The organism is Pseudomonas fragi, from assembly GCF_002269505.1.
GTDB lineage: Bacteria > Pseudomonadota > Gammaproteobacteria > Pseudomonadales > Pseudomonadaceae > Aquipseudomonas > Aquipseudomonas fragi_D.
Genome location: NZ_NQKQ01000016.1, coordinates 84,577 through 102,282, shown reverse-complemented (window position 1 = coordinate 102,282; position 17,706 = coordinate 84,577). Strand labels below are relative to the sequence as shown.

Genomic DNA, 17,706 nt, shown 5'->3' with positions numbered 1-17,706 from the left:
CTATCACGCCGTACCCGGTACGGCGCATGGGCCTGCCAGCAGGCTCGCCCCGCCTGCGCAGGTCAAACATCATGTACATCAGGCAATTAGCTATTGCCAGTCCGGACATCCCGGGACCATCATCCAAGCATCATGACTGACACTCAGTGTCTCGGCGCCCGCCCAGGCTGCGGCGCCTTCAAGGATGTTGTTTAGAAGGAGAAGTACATGCCAGACCAATCCAATGACACCCTGACGCTGCATTTCCAGGAGCAGGGTCTGGATCTTGCTCATGAAGTTGATGAGCAACTGCAACGGGTAGCCCCCGACAGCCCGAACCGCGCACTCTATCGCGAGATGCTGCTGACCGTACTGCGCATGGCCCATGACGACCTTGATCGCTGGAACGCCAAGATCACCCTGCAAGCCATTCGCGAACTGGAAAAAACCTTTCGTACCCTGGAGCAGTTCAAGGGCCGACGCAAAGTCACGGTCTTCGGCTCGGCCAGAACCCCGGTAGAACACCCCCTGTATGCACTGGCCCGGGAAATGGGCAGCGTACTGGCCAAGTCCGACATGATGGTCATTACCGGCGGCGGCGCAGGCATTATGGCCGCGGCCCATGAAGGCGCAGGCCTGGCCCACAGTTTGGGTTTCAATATCACCCTGCCGTTCGAACAACGGGCCAACCCCACCATCAATGGCACGCCCAATGTTCTGGCGTTTCACTTTTTCTTTACCCGCAAACTGTTTTTCACCAAGGAAGCAGATGCTCTGGTGATGTGCCCGGGCGGTTTTGGCACGCTGGATGAAGTGCTGGAAGTACTGACCTTGATGCAGACCGGCAAAACTCCACTGGTGCCGGTGGTTTTGCTGGATGTGCCAGGCGGTTCGTTCTGGCAGGGAGCGCTGGACTTCATTCACAACCAGCTGGAGGCCCATCAGTACATTCTGCCCAACGACTTGAAGTTGATGCGCCTGGTTCACAGTGCCGAAGAGGCGCTGACTGAAATCAACCAGTTCTACAGCAACTTCCATTCAAGCCGCTGGCTGAACAAGACCTTTGTGATCCGTATGAAGCGGCCGGTCAGTGCGCAGGCTCTCGAGCAGATACAGCAGGTGTTTGCCGATATTTGCCTGAGTGACGGTTTCCATCAACAGCAATACTGCCACTTCGAGCATGACGACCCAAAACTCAACCACCTGACCTGCCTGGGCTTTGCGTTTAGCGGGCGTAATCAGGGACGGCTGCGCGAACTGGTCGACTTTATCAACCTGCCGCAAAACTGGGCTGCAACCAGCAATACGTCTGCGCCACAGGTGCATGAGTCGTAAATCTGCTGAGAGGAAGTTCTGCGCTTTTTAAAACCTGTGGGAGCGAGCCTGCTCGCGAAGGCCTGAAGCAGTTGTTACTGTGGTCAGAGTCCCTCGCGAGCAGGCTCGCTCCCACAGCAGTTGTCAGTCGTCAAACTCTCGCCCACTAAGCAAGCGGCCGATCATTTCAAGCGGGTAACCGCGGTAACTCAAAAAGCGCCCCTGACGGGCACGCTCTTTTGCATCTGCAGGCAACTGACCGGAAAACTTGCGACGCCAGGTCTCTTCCAGCCGCTCTTGCCAGTCGAAACCGCACTCTCGTAATGCCTCCTCGATCTCCCCACGCACCAGCCCACGCTGGCCAAGCTCTTCACGAATACGCAAAGGGCCATAACCGGAACCGGCACGGTAGTTGATATAGCTTTCGAGGTAACGAGACTCGGACAACAGCCCCTCTTCCGTCAAACGGTCAAGGGCCGCATCGATCATGTCGGGGCAAGCCCCGCGCTGACGCAACTTGCGCGTCAGCTCGACTCGACCGTGCTCGCGTCGCGCGAGCAAGTCCATTGCAGTCCGTCGCACCGCGACGGGGGTATCCAGGACGGCAATCATGGCAGTTATCAGTTATCAGTTATCAGTTATCGCCGTCGGTAGCGTTTTCCATTTCTTCAGCTTCAGCCAGTGCTGCAGCTTCTTTGGCAGCCTTGCTCAGTTTTGGCATGACTTTAATTTCTGCCAGCTCAGCGTCAGTTTTTGGCCCGAGCAACTTCTCACGCAGTTGTTTCTCCAGCGCATCCTTGATATCAGGATTGTCGTCCAGGAACTTGGCGGAGTTAGCCTTGCCCTGACCGATTTTGCTGCCGTTGTAGCTGTACCAGGCGCCGGCTTTTTCAACGAAGCCATGCAACACACCCAGGTCAATCATCTCACCGTTCAGGTAGATGCCCTTGCCGTACAGTATCTGGAATTCAGCCTGACGGAACGGCGGTGCCACCTTGTTCTTGACCACTTTGACGCGGGTTTCGCTACCTACTACCACATCGCCTTCTTTCACGGCGCCAGTGCGGCGGATATCCAGACGTACCGAAGCGTAGAACTTCAGTGCGTTACCACCAGTGGTGGTTTCCGGGCTGCCGAACATCACACCGATCTTCATGCGGATCTGGTTGATGAAGATAACCAGGCAGTTGGCGTTCTTGATGTTGCCGGTGATTTTACGCAGCGCTTGCGACATCAGGCGCGCTTGCAGGCCAACGTGGGTATCACCCATGTCACCTTCGATTTCAGCCTTTGGCGTCAGTGCAGCCACGGAGTCGATGATGATTACGTCAACCGCGTTGGAACGCACCAGCATGTCGGTGATTTCCAGCGCCTGCTCGCCGGTGTCCGGCTGGGAAACCAGCAGGTCATCAACGTTTACGCCCAGCTTGGCGGCGTATTCAGGGTCAAGGGCGTGTTCGGCATCGACGAAGGCGCAGGTAGCACCGGCTTTTTGTGCCTGGGCAATCACGGACAGGGTCAGTGTGGTTTTACCCGACGACTCAGGGCCGTAGATTTCAACAATACGGCCTTTTGGCAGACCGCCAATGCCCAGAGCGATGTCCAGGCCCAGGGAACCTGTGGAGATCGCCGGTACTGCCTGACGCTCCTGGTCGCCCATCAGCATCACGGCACCCTTGCCGAATTGACGTTCGATCTGACCCAGGGCCGCAGCCAAGGCTTTCTTCTTGTTGTCGTCCATTAAAGTCCTCTCGTAATCAATAAGGCCCGACGGCCGATAACTGTATAAGTAGCCAGTATTATTCCACAGGGTTAGAAGATCGCCTACCCCTGTTTTTTTATTTCTCGTACCGTTCGGCGTATTAAGCCTTCAAGAGCGGCAATCACCGTTTGCTGACGCACCTCATCACGGTTGCCGGGAAAGTGCCTGCGCTCGCTCGACACCTCGTCACCGGCGCCCCAGGCCAGCCACACCGTACCGACCGGCTTCTCGGGCGAACCGCCACCGGGGCCGGCAACGCCGCTCACCGCCACGGCAAAGCGCGCCCCGCTTTGTCTTTGCGCACCTCGTACCATCGCCTCGACCACCTCGCGGCTGACGGCCCCCACCCGGGCGAATAAAGGCTCGGGTACCTCCAGTTGCCTGGTTTTTTGCTGATTGGAGTAGGTCACAAACCCCGCCTCAAACCAGGCGGAGCTGCCGGCAATACGGGTAATGGCTTCAGCAATGCCACCACCGGTGCAGGACTCGGCGGTCGTCACCTGGGCATTGAGAGCCTTTAACAGCAGCCCGAGTTCAGCCGCATGTTGAGATATTTGATCCACTGTCCTCTCCTGATGGCGGGTCTGCGCCATAACCTACACCAAAAAAGTCCTGGCTACGGCTCGATCCGCGAATCGCCGGACGCCCCGTCGACCCCGAGCCGCTTAGCGGCCCAGCGCTGGTACAGGCTGATTGCCGCATCGGCCCCGGCAAGGGCGGTCAGGCAACCCAGTGCACCGGCCGCCAAAATCGACATCCCGGCCGAGTACAACAGCATAAAGGTCGACACACCGCACACCATGCAAGCTCCCGAACGCAACGCCAGGCGCCGCATCAACGGCCAACCGCTGGCGCCATCCTTATCGGCCCGCCACATCTCGCCAAAAACGCCGCCTACCAAGGCAAGGAGGACGACCAGTAAAACCGGCATTTCCAGCAAAACTTGCGGCTCATTCATCATGTGATCACTCCTGTGTCCTTATTGATAAGCGCCAATTTCCGGTCTGACTGAAACGTCATACCCCCGCCTGAGATCCATCGTTGGCTGCCATTCAACAAAGACTATGCCTGTATGTATATACAGTCAATGCACCAGTGCATATATTTATTCCGGCAATTTCAACAAGTCGGCCAAGGCCCGCAAATACGGTAAGAATTGTCTTCTTGATGGCGTAACAATGACTACTGTGGGAGCGAGCCTGCTCGCGAAGGCTTATTGGCGAGCAGGCTCGTTCTCAAGGATTTTCTGAAACTTGTGGCTAGCGGGCGTACATGCCCCACCAGAACACATGACCGAGAATGACCAGTTGTTCATCCTCCAGATCGTTGTAGGCGTAGTCCTCATCCGGGAATTCGTCGCGATTGAAGCTGCGCAAACGAATGCCGCCCGCCAGGCGATACAACTGCTTCACCCGCAACTGGCCGTTGTGATTGACCGCATACAGGTCGCCATCAATCACCTCTTCAAGAGTGCGCTTGCCGGCATTGACCCCCACCGTTGCGCCATCGCGCAGGACTGGCAGCATGCTGTCGCCGCGTACGGTCACGCACTTGGCCTGATCGAACTCCACGCCGTTGTGGCGCAGGCTGCGTTTGCCGAAACGCAACCTCGCGCGTTCGCTCTCTTCAATGGCAAAGCGCCCTGAGCCAGCGGCCAGTTCAACCTGACGCAGAAACGCAATGGACACTTCATCGTCCGCCACCGGGGTGTCGTCATCCCACAGGCAAATATCATGCAACTCTGGGTGGCGCAGCTCGATTTCAGGCACACGCACATCGTCCCGTCCGCGTAGACGATCGGTGCTGATGTGGAAATATTCGGCGATTTTGGAGATATGCCTGTCGGATGGATCGGCAATTTTGCCGCTCAAAATTCGCGACAGCGTAGGCTGTGGTACCCCGGTGCTGCGGTGCAGCGCCATCGCGCTGATGCCGTGCCGGGCCAGCAGCTCCTTGAGGACGGTTGAAACAGTTCGTTTGGACATGGCGGCAATAGTGCTGGCCGTGTTTATTGAAGGCAAATGCTATTTCTTCTATTTATAGCAAGCTGTCAGCACGCCCGGTGCGCACCTGTAGATGCAGGGGGCTGGCATGTTAACCTTGCGCCCATTGCGAAAACCTCAGGCCACGGCCTGCCTTTCCCCACTTTTGAACGAATCCGCCTAAGTCCTGATGAGTAAAAATACTTCCGACCTGTCCAGCCATACGCCGATGATGCAGCAGTACTGGCGCCTGAAGAACCAGCACCCTGACCAGCTGATGTTCTATCGCATGGGCGACTTTTACGAGATCTTCTACGAAGATGCGAAAAAAGCCGCCAAGTTGCTCGACATTACCCTCACGGCGCGTGGCCAGTCAGCTGGCCAGGCAATCCCGATGTGCGGGATTCCCTACCATGCCGCTGAAGGTTATCTGGCCAAGCTGGTCAAGCTGGGCGAGTCGGTGGTGATCTGCGAGCAGGTTGGCGACCCGGCTACCAGCAAAGGCCCGGTTGAACGTCAGGTAGTTCGTATTATCACGCCAGGCACAGTCAGTGACGAAGCGCTGATGGATGAGCGCCGCGACAACCTGATTGCGGCCGTGCTGGGCGATGAACGCCTGTTTGGCCTCGCGGTGCTGGATATCACCAGCGGCAACTTCTCGGTGGTGGAGATCAAGGGCTGGGAAAACCTGCTGGCCGAGCTTGAGCGCATCAACCCGGTCGAGCTGATGATCCCGGATGACTGGCCACAAGGTTTGCCTGCGGAAAAACGTCGTGGCGTTCGTCGCCGTGCGCCGTGGGACTTTGAGCGCGACTCGGCCCTGAAAAGCCTGTGCCAGCAGTTCTCGACCCAGGATCTCAAGGGCTTTGGCTGCGAAAACCTGACCCTGGCCATCGGCGCTGCCGGTTGCCTGCTCAGCTATGCCAAGGAAACCCAGCGCACCGCCCTGCCCCACTTGCGCAGCCTGCGCCATGAGCGCCTGGATGACACCGTGGTGCTCGACGGTGCCAGCCGCCGTAACCTGGAACTGGACACCAACCTGGCCGGTGGCCGCGACAACACCCTGCAATCAGTGGTCGACCGTTGCCAGACCTCGATGGGCAGCCGTTTGCTGACCCGCTGGTTGAACCGCCCGCTGCGCGACTTGAGTGTATTGCTGGCGCGCCAGTCGTCGATCACCTGCCTGCTGGACAGCTACCGCTTCGAAAAGCTGCAACCACAGCTCAAGGAGATCGGCGATCTGGAGCGGATTCTCGCGCGTATCGGCCTGCGCAATGCCCGCCCCCGCGACTTGGCACGCCTGCGTGATGCCTTGAACGCGCTGCCAGAACTGCAAGACGCCATGCTTGGCCTCGAAGCACCGCACTTACAGCAACTGGCCATGATCACCAGCACTTACCCCGAGCTGGGCGCCCTGCTGGAAAAGGCTATCAATGACAACCCGCCAGCGGTGATCCGTGATGGCGGTGTATTGAAAACCGGCTATGACGCCGAGCTGGACGAGTTGCAGGCACTGAGCGAAAACGCCGGTCAGTTCCTGATTGACCTGGAAGCCCGCGAAAAGGCCCGCACCGGCCTGGCCAACCTCAAGGTCGGCTACAACCGGGTCCACGGCTACTTTATCGAGCTGCCAAGCAAACAGGCCGAACAGGCACCGGCCGATTACATCCGCCGCCAGACGCTCAAAGGCGCCGAGCGCTTTATCACCCCCGAGCTCAAGGCCTTCGAAGACAAGGCCCTGTCAGCGAAAAGCCGCGCGCTGGCCCGCGAGAAGATGCTTTATGAGGCCCTGCTCGAAGAAATGATCGGCCACCTTGCCCCGCTGCAAGACACCGCGGCCGCCCTGGCCGAGCTGGATGTGCTGAGCAACCTGGCCGAGCGTGCGCTGAACCTGGACCTGAACTGCCCGCGCTTTGTTGAAGAGCCGTGCATGCGCATCAGCCAGGGTCGCCACCCGGTGGTCGAGCAGGTATTGACCACGCCGTTTGTGGCCAACGACCTGGGGCTGGATGACAACACCCGCATGCTGGTGATCACCGGTCCTAACATGGGCGGTAAATCGACTTACATGCGCCAAACCGCATTGATCGTGTTGCTGGCTCATATCGGCAGCTTTGTACCGGCGGCCAGCTGTGAGCTGTCGCTGGTTGACCGCATCTTTACCCGTATCGGCTCCAGCGATGACCTGGCAGGTGGCCGCTCGACCTTTATGGTCGAGATGAGCGAAACCGCCAACATCTTGCACAATGCCACCGAACGCAGCCTGGTGCTGATGGACGAAGTGGGCCGCGGCACCAGCACTTTCGACGGTTTGTCGCTAGCCTGGGCTGCGGCAGAACGTCTCGCCCAGTTGCGCGCCTACACCCTGTTTGCCACGCACTACTTCGAGCTGACGGTACTGCCCGAGAACGAGCCGCTGGTCGCCAACGTGCACTTGAGCGCGACCGAACACAACGAGCGCATCGTGTTCTTGCACCATGTTCTGCCGGGCCCGGCCAGCCAGAGTTATGGCCTGGCCGTGGCGCAGCTGGCGGGGGTACCGAGTGAAGTCATCATCCGCGCCCGCGAGCATTTGAGCCGCCTGGAGACCACCAGCCTGCCCCATGAAGTGCCACTTGCCAAGCCCGGCAAAAAGCCTGCGCCGCAGCAAAGCGACCTGTTTGCCAGCCTGCCGCACCCGGTGCTGGATGACCTTTCCAGGCTGGATCTGGACAACATGACGCCACGTAAAGCGCTTGATTTGCTCTACACATTAAAGACACGCCTTTAAAAGCTGCTAGAATCGCGCGCGGTTCGGGATGCTACTGACCTTTTAGCCTGGTCTTTAGATATCACTCCCGAACCCGGCGAACCCGTTCTGGAAGGGCTTCGCTGCCGCCGCCTGAGGAGAGAATTAGAAATGACCTTCGTCGTCACCGACAACTGCATCAAGTGCAAGTACACCGACTGCGTAGAAGTCTGTCCGGTGGACTGCTTTTACGAAGGCCCGAACTTCCTGGTGATTCACCCGGATGAGTGCATTGACTGCGCGCTTTGTGAGCCTGAATGCCCTGCACAGGCAATCTTCTCTGAAGATGAAGTACCTGCCGGCATGGAGAATTTCATTCAGTTGAACGTCGAGCTGGCTGAAATCTGGCCAAACATCACTGAACGCAAAGACCCTCTGCCGGACGCGGCCGAGTGGGATGGCAAACCAGGCAAGATCGTCGACCTGGAACGCTGATTCACGTTTAAGCAAAAAGCCCCGCGAGGGGCTTTTTGCGTTTTAGAGGTAAACAAAAACCTGTAGTCGCTGTCGAGCTGCGCGAGGCTGCGACTACAGAAGCTGCGTTCAACCGTTGATTGCGCAGCCCGTGGCCTCTTGAAGCTGCTCGCGGGTCACGCCCGCCGCCAGTTCAACCAGCTTGAGCCCCTGCCCGGTGACATCCAGCACCGCCAGGTCGGTAATGATGCGGTCAACCACGCCCACGCCGGTCAGCGGCAAGTCGCACTGTTTGAGCAGTTTATGGATGCCGCCCTTGGCCGTGTGCTCCATCAACACCACCACACGCTTGACCCCGGCCACCAGGTCCATCGCCCCGCCCATGCCTTTGACCATCTTGCCGGGGATCATCCAGTTGGCCAGGTCGCCCTTTTCGGACACCTGCATCGCCCCAAGAATCGACAAGTTGATATGACCACCGCGAATCATCGCGAACGAGTCGGCACTATTGAAAAAGCTGCTGCCCGGCAAGGTGGTGATGGTTTGCTTACCGGCGTTGATCAGGTCAGCATCAACTTCGTCTTCTGTGGGAAACGGACCAATACCCAGCAGGCCATTTTCACTTTGCAGCCACACATCCATACCCTCAGGAATGTAGTTGGCCACCAGGGTAGGCAAACCGATACCGAGGTTGACGTAGAAACCGTCCTGCAGTTCTTGAGCGGCGCGCTGCGCCATTTCTTCACGAGTCCAGGCCATGGTCAGGCGCTCCGCACAGTGCAATGTTCGATACGTTTTTCCGGGTTGGCGTTAAGCACCAGCCGTTGTACGTAAATCCCGGGCAAATGCACCTGATCAGGGTCGATCTCGCCAATTTCGACAATCTCTTCCACTTCCACCACACAGACCTTGGCCGCCATGGCCGCCAACGGGTTGAAGTTGCGTGCAGTCTTGCTGAACAGCAAGTTGCCTGACTTGTCGGCTTTCCAGGCCTTGACCAGGGCCACGTCGGCGCGCAGCGAGCGCTCCATGACATACCACTCGCCATCGAACTCACGGGTTTCCTTGCCTTCGGCCACCAGCGTGCCGTAGCCGGTTTTGGTGAAGAATGCCGGGATCCCCGCTCCGCCCGCCCGCAGTTTTTCCGCGAGAGTACCTTGCGGGGTGAACTCCAGCTCCAGCTCGCCCGCCAGATACTGGCGCTCAAACTCTTTGTTCTCGCCTACGTAGGAAGAAATCATTTTGCGGATCTGGCGCGTTTCAAGCAGTTGCCCCAGACCAAAACCGTCCACCCCGGCGTTGTTGCTGATCACCGTCAGCTCGCGCTTGGCGCTATCGCGCAAGGCTGCGATCAGCGCTTCGGGAATCCCGCACAAGCCAAAACCGCCCACAGCCAGGGTCATGCCGTCTTCGACCAGGCCCTGCAAAGCGGATTCAGCACTCGAGTAAATCTTGTTCACTTGTTATTCCTCGAATTGTCCACGACACACCACACCATCGCGGTCTGTTTGCTTGAGTCGGGAGAGGAAAAACAGCTTGGCAGTTACCCGCCCCCCGATTCTGGCCGCTCTGGCCTGAGGCCAAAGCGTTGCTCAAGTGTAGGGGAAGCGAACGCAGGAAGGGTCGATTGAAATAAATAAGCGAGAAAGATGCCGCTGCTCAGTAATCCCTGAACCACTCTGGCATAGGATTAATTACATTGGGCTATGGGACGTTTAACTAAACGATAACAATTTAGCTACAAAATACTTAGCTCGCTAACTTTAAACCCGCGAGCCAGACGTATATAAGTGCTATCTGCCATCAAATGGCCCAAGGAGCTAAATCTTCACTCGCCTTATTGCTTGAGCCTACTAGACTCCCTCTCGGATATTGCCGGGGTTTCTTAGCGTGGGGCTTGTGCGCAGCATGTCCAGCCCCGTATCAACCCAGGATTGCGCGTGCTTGTACAGATCGAAGCTGTTGGGAACCAGCAGCCATTGCCCGAGTATTCCGTCGATATAGGCATGCAGGCAGATGGCAGCACGGCGAACATCCAGAGTTTCAGGGAGCTGTTGACGATGAATGGCATTGCTCAGGGCCAGCTCGATCCTGCTGTTGCAATCGAGCATCGCAACCTGGCGCTGAGCCCGTAAATCACACATTTCGTCAGTGAATTCGCACTTATGAAACAAAATTTCATTGATACGCCGGGTTTTGGGATCAATAGCAACCTGGCGAAACAAATGAATCAGCAATTGGCGCATGCAGCCGAGCGGGTCAACTTCGTTCTCGCTTTCGCTGGCCCTGGCCAATTCATCCAGAGGCTCATGCAGGCTGTCGAGCATGGCTTGCACCAGTTCGGCCTTATTGCTGAAGTGCCAGTAAATGGCACCACGGGTGACACCCGCCAGCGTGGCAATGTCAGCCAGCGTCGTGCGGGCAACACCGCGCTCGTAGAAGGCCTGCTCGGCCGCTTCGAGGATTTTGCTCCGGGTTTCAAGAGCTTCTTCTTTGGTACGACGCACCATGGCAATAAAAACCTCAATCAGAAGGATCCGGAGCTCTACGGTCACTTGCCCGGACCAACATCGGGTGGCGCTTGTTATGCCTTATCCCGGTCTACTACACGCATGAAAAATGGCCCTGTAAGGCTTGGCGAGACAGCGTCCCGCTATTTACAAACAGACATGAATGTAAGTATATTCCTTAGCAAGCTATTTATCCACCCGGAACAGCTTTCTATACCTTTCCACTATTCTTGTGCGCTTTCGCGTGCCTGACCCGAGGATCTTCATGCAATTCAAGCCAGCTGTTACCGCTCTGGTTGCTGCCATCGCCCTTGCTTCGCTGCTCAGCGGATGCAAAAAGGAAGAGGCAGCACCTGCCCCGCAAATCCCTCAGGTCGGCGTTGTCACGCTGAAAACCCAGCCTTTTACCTTGACCACTGATCTACCAGGCCGCACTGCGTCCTATCGTTCTGCAGAAGTGCGCCCGCAGGTAAACGGCATCATCCTCAAGCGCTTCTTTAAAGAAGGCAGTGACGTCAAGATCGGCCAGCAGCTGTATCAAATCGATCCAGCTATCTATGAAAGCTCCGTACTCAGTGCCCGCGCCACCCTGCAATCGGCAAAATCACTGGCTGAGCGCTACAAGCAACTGGTCGCCGAGCAAGCCGTAAGCCGTCAGGAATACGACAACGCCGAAGCCGCCCGCCTGGAAGCAGAAGCCGCGCTGAACACCGCCCAGGTCAACCTGCGCTACACCAAGGTGCTGGCACCGCTGACCGGCCGTATCGGTCGCTCGCTGTACACCGAAGGGGCACTGGTCACCAGTGGCCAAGCCAACGCATTGGCCGTGATCACCCAGCTGGACCCGATCTACGTTGACGTGACCCAGTCTTCGGTGGAAATGCTCGAACTGCGCCGCGACCTGGCCAGTGGCCGTTTGAAGAAGGCCGGTGAAAACGCCGCCAAGGTCAAGCTGACCCTGCCAGACGGCAGCGAATATGCCCAGGAAGGTCGCCTTGAGTTCGCCGAAGTATCGGTTGACGAAACCACCGGTTCCGTCACCCTGCGCGCAGTGTTCCCGAACCCGGATGAAACCCTGTTGCCGGGCATGTTTGTCCACGCACAGCTGGAAGCGGGCATCGACAGCAATGCGATCCTGGCACCGCAAATCGGCGTGACCCACAACCTCAAAGGCCAACCGACCGCGATGATCGTCGGGCCGGACAACAAGGTTGAGCTGCGTGTGCTCCAAGCTTCGCGCACCGTTGGCAGCAACTGGCTGGTTGAGAAAGGCCTGAACCCTGGCGACCGCCTGATTACTGATGGCCTGCAATTCATCAAGCCTGGCATTGAAGTCAAGATCATGGACAAGCCACAAGGCGAAACCCCGGCATCTGCCCCGGCAACAGAAAAAGCTGCAGGCAGTAAAGGGGAGTAAACCATGTCGAAATTTTTTATCGACCGTCCGATTTTCGCCTGGGTTATAGCCCTGGTGATCATGCTGGTCGGGGCTCTATCGATCCTCAAGTTGCCGATCAACCAGTACCCGAGCATTGCACCACCGGCCATCTCGATCTCCGTGACCTACCCGGGCGCTTCGGCGCAAACCGTGCAGGACACCGTGGTTCAGGTGATTGAGCAGCAGCTCAACGGTATCGACCACCTGCGTTATGTGTCGTCGGAAAGTAACTCCGACGGCAGCATGAGCATCACCGCCACGTTCGAGCAAGGCACCGACCCTGACACCGCGCAGGTCCAGGTGCAGAACAAGCTCAACCTGGCTACCCCCCTGCTACCGCAAGAGGTACAGCAGCAAGGTATCCGTGTAACCAAGGCAGTGAAAAACTTCCTGATGGTTATTGGCGTGGTGTCTGAAAACGGCAGCATGAACAAGGACGACCTGTCCAACTACATCGTTTCCAACATGCAGGACCCGATCTCCCGTACCGAAGGTGTGGGCGACTTCCAGGTGTTCGGCGCCCAGTACGCCATGCGTATCTGGCTCGACCCGGTCAAGCTGAACAAATACAACCTGACTCCGGTGGACGTTAAATCGGCCATCAGCGCACAGAACGTGCAGGTGTCCTCCGGGCAACTGGGCGGCCTGCCTGCCGTCAAGGGTCAGGAGCTGAACGCGACCATCATCGGCAAAACCCGTCTGCAAACGGCTGAAGAGTTCAAAAAGATCCTGCTCAAGGTCAACACCGACGGCTCCCAGGTACGCCTGAGCGATGTCGCAGATGTTGCCCTGGGTGGTGAAAACTACAGCGTCAGCGCGCAATTCAACGGTAAACCGGCATCGGGTATCGCGATCAAGCTGGCCCCGGGCTCCAACGCTCTGGACACGGCAAAGGCATTGCGTGAAACCATCAACGGCCTGGAACCCTTCTTCCCGGAAGGCATGAAAGTCGTTTACCCGTACGACACCACGCCAGTGGTTTCGGCCTCGATCGAAGGGGTTGTACACACCCTGGTCGAAGCTGTTGTACTGGTGTTCCTGGTAATGTTCCTGTTCCTGCAAAACTTCCGCGCCACCATCATCACCACGATGACAGTACCGGTTGTACTGCTGGGTACCTTCGGGATCCTGGCCGCTGCAGGCTTCAGCATCAACACCCTGACCATGTTCGGTATGGTACTGGCCATCGGCTTGCTGGTGGACGATGCGATCGTGGTGGTTGAAAACGTTGAGCGGGTCATGTCCGAAGAGGGACTACCGCCCAAGGAAGCCACCAAGAAATCCATGGAGCAGATCCAGGGCGCCCTGGTGGGTATTGCGCTGGTACTGTCGGCGGTATTGCTGCCGATGGCCTTCTTCAGCGGCTCCACGGGTGTGATCTATCGCCAGTTCTCGATCACTATCGTTTCGGCGATGGGCCTGTCGGTACTGGTTGCCCTGATCTTCACCCCGGCCCTGTGCGCCACCATGCTCAAGCCAATCCAGAAGGGTGATCACGGCGAGAACAAGCGCGGCTTCTTCGGCTGGTTCAACCGCACCTTTGACAATGGCGTGAAACGCTATGAAAAAGGTGTTGGCAGCATTCTGCGCCACAAGGCTCCGTACCTGCTGGCTTATGTGCTGATTGTGGTTGGCATGGTGTTCCTGTTCACCCGTATCCCTACCTCCTTCCTCCCGGAAGAAGACCAGGGCGTACTGTTTGCACAGGTTCAAACACCGGCGGGCACCACTGCAGAGCGCACACAGCAAGTGATCGACCGGATGCGCGAATACTTGCTGGCCGATGAGTCGGGCGCAGTGTCTTCGGTGTTCACCGTAAACGGCTTCAACTTCGCCGGCCGTGGCCAGAGCTCCGGCCTGGCGTTCATCATGCTCAAGCCGTGGGGCGAGCGCGATGCGGACAACAGTGTATTTGCACTGGCTGCACGGGCGCAGAAGGTGTTCTCCAGCTACCGCGATGCAATGGTGTTCGCCTTTGCCCCGCCTGCTGTAATGGAACTGGGTAACGCCACCGGTTTCGACGTGTACCTGCAAGACCGCTCCGGCATTGGCCATGAGAAACTGATGGCTGCGCGCAATCAGTTCCTGGGGATGGCGGCTCAGAGCAAGATCCTGGCGGGCGTACGTCCGAACGGTCTGAACGATGAACCGCAATACAAGCTGCTGATCGACGATGAGGCTGCTCGTGCCCTGGGCCTGAGCATTTCGGACATCAACAACACCCTGTCGATTGGTCTGGGTGCCAGTTATGTCAACGACTTCATCGACCACGGTCGAGTCAAAAAGGTTTTCCTGCAAGGCGAAGCTGACTCGCGGATGAACCCCGAAGACCTGAAGAAGTGGTACGTACGCAACGATCAGGGAACCATGGTGCCGTTCTCGGCCTTTGCCAAAGGCGAGTGGATCTACGGGCCACCCAAGCTGTCGCGTTACAACGGCGTAGAAGCGATGGAAATTCTCGGCGCTCCGGCACCGGGCTATACCAGCGGTCAAGCCATGGCTGAAGTTGAAGCCCTGGCCAAGAAGCTGCCAGCAGGTGTAGGCATTTCCTGGACGGGGTTGTCTTACGAGGAACGTCTGTCAGGTTCGCAAGCGCCTGCCCTGTACGCTATTTCCTTGCTGATGGTATTCCTGTGCCTTGCAGCACTGTACGAAAGCTGGTCGATCCCGATTGCGGTGATGCTGGTCGTTCCGCTGGGGATCATTGGTGCGCTTATGGCCACCAGCCTGCGCGGGTTGTCCAACGACGTGTACTTCCAGGTGGGCTTGCTTACGACCATCGGTCTGGCGTCGAAAAACGCCATTCTGATCGTCGAATTTGCCAAGGAGCTGCATGAACAGGGACGAAGCCTGGTGGATGCCGCGATCGAGGCGTGCCGCATGCGTCTGCGTCCGATCATCATGACTTCCCTGGCCTTCGTACTGGGTGTGGTTCCACTGGCCATCTCCACGGGCGCAGGTTCGGGCAGCCAGCACGCTATTGGTACCGGTGTTATCGGTGGCATGATCACCGCCACCGTACTGGCCGTGTTCTGGGTACCGCTGTTCTTTGTAGCCGTATCGTCCATTGGCGGCGGCAAGAATAAAGACACGGAAAAGAAAGTGGATCTGACTAAAACTCCAAACCAAGAGGCTGGCCAATGAGCAAGTCGCTTCTCGCAGTAGCTGTTGCGGCGTTTACGCTCGGCGGCTGCTCGCTGATCCCCGACTACCAGCGCCCTGAAGCGCCGGTAGCGGCGCAATACCCGCAAGGCCCGGCCTACTCGCCAACCGAGGCGGCCAGCAAGGCCGCTGCGGAACAGGGCTGGCGTCAGTTTTTCCATGACCCGGCGCTGCAGCAGCTGATCCAGACGGCTCTGGTCAATAACCGTGACCTGCGGGTCGCGGCGTTGAACATCGACGCCTATGCCGCGCAGTACCGCATCCAGCGTGCTGATCTGTTCCCGGCGGTTTCGGCCTCTGGCAGTGGCAGCCGTCAACGCACTCCGGCGCGCATGTCGCAAACCGGTGAGTCGAGCATCAGCAGTTCCTACTCGGCGACCCTCGGGGTCAGCGCGTACGAGCTGGACCTGTTCGGCCGGGTTCGCAGCCTGAGCGATCAGGCGTTGCAGAACTACTTTGCAACCGAAGAAGCCCGACGCAGCACCCAGATCAGTCTGGTGGCCAGTGTCGCTAATGCCTACCTGACCTGGCAGGCTGATAAAGAGCTGCTCAAGCTCACCGAAGACACTCTCAAGGCGTTCGATGAGAGCTACAAGCTCACCTTGCGCAGCAATGAAGTGGGTGTGGCCTCGGCCCTGGAAGTCAGCCAGTCGCGTACCTCGGTAGAAAACGCCAAGGTCCAGCTGGCCCGCTACACCCGTCAGGTGGCGCAAGACCAGAACAGCCTCGCGCTGTTGCTGGGCAGCACCATCCCGGACAACCTGCCGGCGGCCCAACCGCTGGCAGCCGACCTGTTGAGTGAAGTACCGGCTGGCTTGCCATCGGACTTGCTGCAACGTCGCCCGGACATCCTGGAAGCCGAACACAAGTTGCTGGCCGCCAACGCCAACATCGGTGCCGCGCGGGCAGCCTTCTTCCCGAGCATCAGCCTCACGGCCAATGCCGGGACCTTGAGCCCGGACCTGTCAGGTCTGTTCAAGGGCGGTTCGGGTACCTGGCTGTTCTCGCCGCAAATCAACCTGCCGATTTTCAACGCAGGGGCTTTGCGCGCCAGCCTGGACTACGCGAAGATCCAGAAAGAGATCACCGTTTCTCAGTATGAGAAAACGATCCAGACCGCCTTCCAGGAAGTTTCTGACGGCCTGGCAGCACGTCAAACCTACAACCAACAGTTGCAGGCCCAGACCGACTTCGTCAACGCCAACCAGGATTACTACCGTTTGGCCGAGCGTCGCTATCGGATTGGTATCGACAGCAACCTGACCTTCCTCGATGCACAGCGCTCGTTGTTCAGCGCGCAGCAATCGTTGATCACCGACCGTCTTTCGCAGCTGACCAGTGAAGTCACGCTGTACAAGGCGCTGGGTGGTGGCTGGTACGAGCAGACCGGGCAAAACCGCCCTGTTTCGGATCAGCCACCCAAGGCTTGATGCGTACCCGTTAAACAACAAACCCGCCTTTTGGCGGGTTTGTTGTTTATGAGGGGGCAATCATCGGGTCAGTTGGACTGCAACGGTGCAAACCAATCGACAGGCACAGCCCCCAAAGGCGTCCATAGCCCCGGAAAGTGGCTGGTTTGCAGCACGATTAAATCACCGGCCCGCGCGACTTGGCGAATATAGGAGCGCATGGACCTTGTTTGCGCGATCAGGCCGCTCAGGATTACCGGAGCCTGGGCTATCAAGTTACCTGCGGTGGCAGCACCGAATGAGCGAAACTTGAGTACGGCATTGTCTGGCGCCAACCAATAACCGGCGCATGCCCTGAGCTTGAGGTCCTGCTGAATCATTCGGGCCAGGAACACAGGTGAAAAGAAATTACGGAACACCGCCCGTTCACCGTGGGCATCGGCAATTTCACGGGCACCCGCAGTGTCAGTGGTGCAGTAAGTGCCACAGAAATCGAGATCCGGGTCCAGGGCCAGGACACCCTGCTCATTGAATTCAACCCAGGGGTACCCCTCAATACTTGCCGGACGCGAAATACGGTAATGCTCGAACCCACGGCTGAACACAATGAAACCGCCGAGCATGCTGCCCGGGTTCGTATCAACCGAGGCAGCCAGCGCCAGAACAGCCTGGTCCGCACTCCCGAAGTAGTCAGGTAGCAAATTTAAATTTTCAGTATTCGGCATCGCAACTCATCCTTGAATTAGACATGGCCTGATCAACATCCACGATGTGGCGCTCAGGTTGCGGTCAAGTATTCCGGGATAAAACGGATGAGGTGCACTACATATATCGGACCTGTACAAGACAAAAATGTGGAAGCGAGCTTGCTCGCGATGGCGTCACCTCAGCTTGCCTGACAGACCGTGTCGCCTGCATCGCGAGCAAGCCCGCTCCCACATTTGTCGA

The 17,706-nt window shown here is 57.9% G+C and carries 15 protein-coding genes; 6 read left to right on the top strand and 9 right to left on the bottom strand.

Going from position 1 to position 17,706, the window contains the following annotated elements; all coding sequences use genetic code 11:
• Positions 1–207: 207 nt before the first annotated feature.
• Entirely contained in the window at positions 208–1,314 is a 1,107-nt protein-coding gene (locus CJU81_RS15285) for a TIGR00730 family Rossman fold protein (protein WP_095037320.1), read from the top strand.
• 123 nt (positions 1,315–1,437) lie between these two features.
• Here CJU81_RS15285 and recX read toward each other — a convergent pair whose 3' ends face one another.
• The 5 genes from recX to CJU81_RS15260 form a co-directional block, all read right to left on the bottom strand.
• On the bottom strand, positions 1,438–1,905 hold the full coding sequence (gene recX, locus CJU81_RS15280; RefSeq protein ID WP_095029111.1) for a recombination regulator RecX: 468 nt from the start codon (positions 1,903–1,905) through the stop codon (positions 1,438–1,440).
• Between the two features lie 22 nt (positions 1,906–1,927).
• A complete protein-coding gene (gene recA / locus CJU81_RS15275) occupies positions 1,928–3,034 on the bottom strand; it encodes a recombinase RecA (protein ID WP_095037319.1) in 1,107 nt (368 codons plus the stop codon).
• Positions 3,035–3,117: 83 nt separating this feature from the next.
• Positions 3,118–3,648: a CinA family protein gene (locus CJU81_RS15270; RefSeq protein ID WP_440974951.1), complete on the bottom strand. Its 531-nt coding sequence runs from the start codon at positions 3,646–3,648 to the stop codon at positions 3,118–3,120.
• 23 nt (positions 3,649–3,671) lie between these two features.
• Positions 3,672–4,016 carry a phage holin family protein gene (locus CJU81_RS15265; RefSeq protein WP_095037318.1) on the bottom strand — a complete coding sequence of 115 codons (345 nt, stop codon included), beginning with the start codon at positions 4,014–4,016 and terminating at the stop codon, positions 3,672–3,674.
• 298 nt (positions 4,017–4,314) lie between these two features.
• The gene (locus tag CJU81_RS15260) at positions 4,315–5,040 is read right to left on the bottom strand and encodes an XRE family transcriptional regulator (RefSeq protein ID WP_095037317.1); all 726 of its coding nucleotides are present in this window, start codon (positions 5,038–5,040) and stop codon (positions 4,315–4,317) included.
• Between the two features lie 187 nt (positions 5,041–5,227).
• Between CJU81_RS15260 and mutS the strand changes: the two genes are divergently transcribed.
• Together mutS and fdxA are read left to right on the top strand one after the other, a co-directional pair.
• The gene (mutS, locus tag CJU81_RS15255) at positions 5,228–7,807 is read left to right on the top strand and encodes a DNA mismatch repair protein MutS (protein WP_095037316.1); all 2,580 of its coding nucleotides are present in this window, start codon (positions 5,228–5,230) and stop codon (positions 7,805–7,807) included.
• A gap of 129 nt (positions 7,808–7,936) precedes the next feature.
• Positions 7,937–8,260 (top strand): ferredoxin FdxA, encoded by a 324-nt coding sequence (fdxA, locus tag CJU81_RS15250; RefSeq protein WP_016779762.1) that lies wholly within the window; start codon positions 7,937–7,939, stop codon positions 8,258–8,260.
• Between the two features lie 108 nt (positions 8,261–8,368).
• Here fdxA and CJU81_RS15245 read toward each other — a convergent pair whose 3' ends face one another.
• From CJU81_RS15245 to CJU81_RS15235, 3 genes are all read right to left on the bottom strand, one after another.
• Positions 8,369–8,998, bottom strand: a complete 630-nt coding sequence (locus CJU81_RS15245) for a CoA transferase subunit B (RefSeq protein WP_095037315.1) — start codon at positions 8,996–8,998, stop codon at positions 8,369–8,371.
• Between the two features lie 2 nt (positions 8,999–9,000).
• Positions 9,001–9,699 carry a CoA transferase subunit A gene (locus tag CJU81_RS15240; protein ID WP_095037314.1) on the bottom strand — a complete coding sequence of 233 codons (699 nt, stop codon included), beginning with the start codon at positions 9,697–9,699 and terminating at the stop codon, positions 9,001–9,003.
• A 393-nt stretch (positions 9,700–10,092) separates the two neighbouring features.
• Positions 10,093–10,749 (bottom strand): TetR family transcriptional regulator, encoded by a 657-nt coding sequence (locus CJU81_RS15235; RefSeq protein ID WP_095037330.1) that lies wholly within the window; start codon positions 10,747–10,749, stop codon positions 10,093–10,095.
• Between the two features lie 265 nt (positions 10,750–11,014).
• On the opposite strand from CJU81_RS15235, the gene CJU81_RS15230 reads away from it, so the two are divergent.
• From CJU81_RS15230 to adeC, 3 genes are read left to right on the top strand one after another with little or no spacing between them, the layout of a single operon-like run.
• The gene (locus tag CJU81_RS15230) at positions 11,015–12,166 is read left to right on the top strand and encodes an efflux RND transporter periplasmic adaptor subunit (RefSeq protein ID WP_095037313.1); all 1,152 of its coding nucleotides are present in this window, start codon (positions 11,015–11,017) and stop codon (positions 12,164–12,166) included.
• Between the two features lie 3 nt (positions 12,167–12,169).
• On the top strand, positions 12,170–15,331 hold the full coding sequence (locus tag CJU81_RS15225) for an efflux RND transporter permease subunit (RefSeq protein WP_095029119.1): 3,162 nt from the start codon (positions 12,170–12,172) through the stop codon (positions 15,329–15,331).
• Positions 15,328–16,779: an AdeC/AdeK/OprM family multidrug efflux complex outer membrane factor gene (gene adeC / locus CJU81_RS15220; RefSeq protein WP_095037312.1), complete on the top strand. Its 1,452-nt coding sequence runs from the start codon at positions 15,328–15,330 to the stop codon at positions 16,777–16,779. Before CJU81_RS15225 ends, adeC begins: the two co-directional genes overlap by 4 nt.
• Positions 16,780–16,847: 68 nt before the next feature.
• On the opposite strand, the gene CJU81_RS15215 is transcribed toward adeC, so the two are convergent.
• Positions 16,848–17,483 carry a hypothetical protein gene (locus tag CJU81_RS15215; protein WP_095037311.1) on the bottom strand — a complete coding sequence of 212 codons (636 nt, stop codon included), beginning with the start codon at positions 17,481–17,483 and terminating at the stop codon, positions 16,848–16,850.
• Positions 17,484–17,706: the final 223 nt, after the last annotated feature.

What these genes read in the sequence shown, in the direction of transcription:
- recX (WP_095029111.1), bottom strand. Translation starts at nt 1,905, where the DNA reads ATGATTGCCGTCCTGGATACCCCCGTCGCGGTGCGACGGACTGCAATG.
- CJU81_RS15285 (WP_095037320.1), top strand. Translation starts at nt 208, where the DNA reads ATGCCAGACCAATCCAATGACACCCTGACGCTGCATTTCCAGGAGCAG.
- CJU81_RS15245 (WP_095037315.1), bottom strand. Translation starts at nt 8,998, where the DNA reads ATGGCCTGGACTCGTGAAGAAATGGCGCAGCGCGCCGCTCAAGAACTG.
- CJU81_RS15215 (WP_095037311.1), bottom strand. Translation starts at nt 17,483, where the DNA reads ATGCCGAATACTGAAAATTTAAATTTGCTACCTGACTACTTCGGGAGT.
- mutS (WP_095037316.1), top strand. Translation starts at nt 5,228, where the DNA reads ATGAGTAAAAATACTTCCGACCTGTCCAGCCATACGCCGATGATGCAG.
- CJU81_RS15265 (WP_095037318.1), bottom strand. Translation starts at nt 4,016, where the DNA reads ATGATGAATGAGCCGCAAGTTTTGCTGGAAATGCCGGTTTTACTGGTC.
- CJU81_RS15270 (WP_440974951.1), bottom strand. Translation starts at nt 3,648, where the DNA reads ATGGCGCAGACCCGCCATCAGGAGAGGACAGTGGATCAAATATCTCAA.
- recA (WP_095037319.1), bottom strand. Translation starts at nt 3,034, where the DNA reads ATGGACGACAACAAGAAGAAAGCCTTGGCTGCGGCCCTGGGTCAGATC.
- CJU81_RS15235 (WP_095037330.1), bottom strand. Translation starts at nt 10,749, where the DNA reads ATGGTGCGTCGTACCAAAGAAGAAGCTCTTGAAACCCGGAGCAAAATC.
- CJU81_RS15230 (WP_095037313.1), top strand. Translation starts at nt 11,015, where the DNA reads ATGCAATTCAAGCCAGCTGTTACCGCTCTGGTTGCTGCCATCGCCCTT.
- CJU81_RS15260 (WP_095037317.1), bottom strand. Translation starts at nt 5,040, where the DNA reads ATGTCCAAACGAACTGTTTCAACCGTCCTCAAGGAGCTGCTGGCCCGG.
- adeC (WP_095037312.1), top strand. Translation starts at nt 15,328, where the DNA reads ATGAGCAAGTCGCTTCTCGCAGTAGCTGTTGCGGCGTTTACGCTCGGC.
- CJU81_RS15225 (WP_095029119.1), top strand. Translation starts at nt 12,170, where the DNA reads ATGTCGAAATTTTTTATCGACCGTCCGATTTTCGCCTGGGTTATAGCC.
- fdxA (WP_016779762.1), top strand. Translation starts at nt 7,937, where the DNA reads ATGACCTTCGTCGTCACCGACAACTGCATCAAGTGCAAGTACACCGAC.